The organism is Kitasatospora sp. MBT66, assembly GCF_000710405.2.
In the GTDB taxonomy this organism is placed as follows: domain Bacteria; phylum Actinomycetota; class Actinomycetes; order Streptomycetales; family Streptomycetaceae; genus Kitasatospora; species Kitasatospora purpeofusca.
The window spans coordinates 195,146-198,076 of record NZ_JAIY01000001.1 but is presented as its reverse complement, the minus strand read 5'-3'; the positions used below and the strand labels follow the sequence as shown (position 1 = coordinate 198,076).

4 protein-coding genes are annotated in these 2,931 nt (G+C 71.9%); 3 read left to right on the top strand and 1 reads right to left on the bottom strand.

What is annotated here, in order from left to right:
- Positions 1-14: 14 nt before the first annotated feature.
- Positions 15-236 carry a hypothetical protein gene (locus BI06_RS00895; RefSeq protein WP_055731096.1) on the bottom strand — a complete coding sequence of 74 codons (222 nt, stop codon included), beginning with the start codon at positions 234-236 and terminating at the stop codon, positions 15-17.
- 449 nt (positions 237-685) lie between these two features.
- Here BI06_RS00895 and BI06_RS00890 point away from each other — a divergent pair, with 449 nt between their 5' ends.
- The 3 genes from BI06_RS00890 (at position 686) to BI06_RS00880 (ending at position 2,911) form a co-directional block, all read left to right on the top strand.
- Positions 686-1,579, top strand: a complete 894-nt coding sequence (locus tag BI06_RS00890) for a hypothetical protein (RefSeq protein ID WP_043463750.1) — start codon at positions 686-688, stop codon at positions 1,577-1,579.
- A gap of 174 nt (positions 1,580-1,753) precedes the next feature.
- A complete protein-coding gene (locus tag BI06_RS54580) occupies positions 1,754-1,879 on the top strand; it encodes a hypothetical protein (protein WP_255360171.1) in 126 nt (41 codons plus the stop codon).
- Positions 1,880-2,392: 513 nt separating this feature from the next.
- On the top strand, positions 2,393-2,911 hold the full coding sequence (locus BI06_RS00880) for a hypothetical protein (protein ID WP_043463743.1): 519 nt from the start codon (positions 2,393-2,395) through the stop codon (positions 2,909-2,911).
- Positions 2,912-2,931 lie beyond the last annotated feature (20 nt).

Below are 2,931 nucleotides of genomic sequence, written 5' to 3'. Positions count from 1 at the left end.
CGCACGTTGTGCGGTCAGGCGGTGCTGGGGCCGAAGCCGTCGGCCCAGCGGGCCTTGAACTTCTTCACGTCTTCGGCGATCTTCCGGCACTCGCGCAGGACCACGTCCACCTTGAGGGCGATCTTGTTGGCCCGGGCCAGCACCTCTGCCGCAGTCGCCCAGTAGTCGCCCGCCTTCCGGAAGAACCGGCGCCAGCCTGTTTCGTCTTCGCTTCCCGCCTGCTTCTTCGCGGCCATGATCCCCCCTGGGGTTGCGCCTCACGGCACCGTCGCGGTCGCCGTGCCCGGTGCCGCGACGGATCGACGCGGCACCGGGCAGAACGATCGGCGCCCGCGCCGGTTACGGCCGGACCGGCCTTCCTGGCCAGCCGGTGCCTGCCGAGACCCGGGACAGTTGCCATCACGGGCGCGCCGGCCCCTCAGCGTCACCGCTCCCCGACACCTGGTGCCGTATCCCCGGGCCCGGGAGGAATTGTCAGTGCCGTCTGCCAGGCTGCTGCTGAACATCCTCCTCGGGCCGGTGAGGCCCGGGGCACCATCGCGCCACCGTGCTGGGACCGTCCGGAGGTCCAGCACCCCTCGTACGGCCCACCTTTCCTCCCGTCACGCGCACGGGCACCATCCGGGGCCGCTGCTCCGCCATGCCCGGCGGGGCCCCGTTGCTACCACACCCCCAGGAAAGGGCGATGATGCCTACTCAGGAAGTTCGTCAGAACCCCCTCGACGCCAAGCTCGCCGGACTCGAAGCCGCCTCGGCGCGCTTCAACCTGGCAAACGCCGACGAGGCCGTCGCCGCTGCACGCATCTGCCAGCAGAGGTGGGAGAACGAAGGCGTCTCCAGGTCGCTGTTCGAGATCACCGCCGCCGACCGGCGGGACGGTGACGGCATCCGGCTGCGGGACGCCGGCGACGCCGACGCGGAGCTCTACCTCGCCACCCTGCCGGACTACATCACGATCAGCTTCCCCTCCACCGCGGCCATGGTCCTCGCCGCGTGCGACCCGTACTTCGGCCGGATCGCCAGGCTCCAGCCGCTGAGGGAGGTCCTGGCCCCGGCCGCAGCCGCGTTGACCGCACAGCTCGCCACGGCGGTGGAAGCCGGAGCGCTCGAAGCGGACGAGGGATCGCTGCAGGAGACCGCCGCGCGGCTAGTAGGGGAAGCCCTGCTCCGGACGCTCGACACCCGACCGGTCTGGTCCCTCGGGCTGGAGCCCGGTGTGCAGCAGGCGTTCGAGGAGACCTGCGACTACGCGACAGCCACGCTGGGCGCCCGCTTCGGCGACGAAGTAGGGGAAGCAGATCTGGTGGCCTTCACTCCTCGCCCGGTGCAGGAGATCGCCCAGGACTTCTTCCGCCGTCACGGCGAGATCCTGGCTGCGTGCACGGCAGCCGGGGCCGTCCTGGCCGACCCGGACCTTCCGTTCGTGCCCTACGACGAGATCGAAGGCGCCCTGGGGTACGGAACGACGTACGAGTGGCGGGGCGATGCCAGTCGGCTGCCGAAGCCGGACAGCGGAACCACCACCCGGCCGGCCTGGCACCCGCTGACCCTCACGATGTGGCGGCTCCAAGGCCGGTGACATAGGAGTGCCCGCGCCTTCGGGGACTTCCTGGCCGCAGTGCACGCGCTGGTCGGGGAGTATCTTGGCGCGGCGCGGGAGCGGTGGAGGGGCGGCCAGTCCGCTGTGGGCCCCGCCGTGCGGCCTGAACCGGCCTGCAAGCAGGCCGGGATCTCAAGCCCGCTCCCGCGCGGAGTGAGCCACCCCGACCAGCCGGACGGCGAGGTGATCGTCGCTGTCACCGACCGGGCCGCCCAGCGGGCCAAGGAGCTTGGCGCCGACGAAGTCCTGGAGATCCTGCGCCTCGAGCTGGAGCACTAGCCACGCCTGGGCCGGCTGATCCGTACGGTCACCGAGGGCGGCCACCAGGTCGAGCTGTACTCCACCCGGATTGAGGCGGACCCGGCCGTCAGCGTGGTGCACGCTTACTCCCCGGCCCCGCCGTCGCCGTCGCCGGTACGCACCGCCGCCCTCGTTCCGGAAGATTGGCCCCGCCTCGAACTCTGACCGGGACCGGGACCGGTGCTGGTCGCTGTGCTCGACGACGGGAACGCGGGGGGAGTATGCCACCGGGCCGTTGTGCCACGCCGGAAGCGGCAGAAGAAGCAAGGAACGCCCCGCCAGTCAGGGGCCGGACGGGGCGCCGCCAGCGTTTCACCCGCTACGGTTGCGGGCTGGGCGCCCACGCCACAGCTCGGGGGCGGCGGCGGGCGCCGGTGCTCCCAATTCGTTCCCGGCCTGACGGCAGGCTGTGGAATCCTGCCCCGACCAGCACCACGAGGGGGAGCAATGCCGTATCAGCCACCGAATCGCACCGTCAGGCAGGACGGCGCTGTGCCGTTGCTCGCGTCGGTCTGCGGAATCGCCTTCGCGGCGGCAGCTGCCGGCGTCACCGCGAAGTCGCGACTGCTCTACCACGGCCCGGCGCAGGCCGGGCTTCTCGTCCTGGCCGTCGCCGGTGTGGGCTGGGTCTGCGGGTGGTGGGCGTTCCGGGCGCTGGGATTTCGTCGGCGCGCTCTCTCCGTTCGGATCACGGTGACCGCCCTGGTGGTCGCCGTCGCCGCGGTGTGGGGCAGCACCGCCGTCGCCGCGGAGATCTGGAAGACGCCCTGGCAGCGGTATCTGGACGAGGTCGGCGGTCCGGGTGCGTGCCTGGCCGGAACGCCGTACGGCGAACGGCATGCCTCGGCCGTCGTCTATCCCGCGCCCAACGCTTCCGGCCCGATGGAGGTCTGGCCCGGCAAGGGCGCCACGGCCGTCCTCCGGCTGGACTTCGATCGCGGGGGAACCCACCGGCTCACCCCCGCTGACGATGCGTCCCGGGGTCTCATGACCGACTACGGCTGCCGCTGACCCGGCGCCAGCCCCAGGGA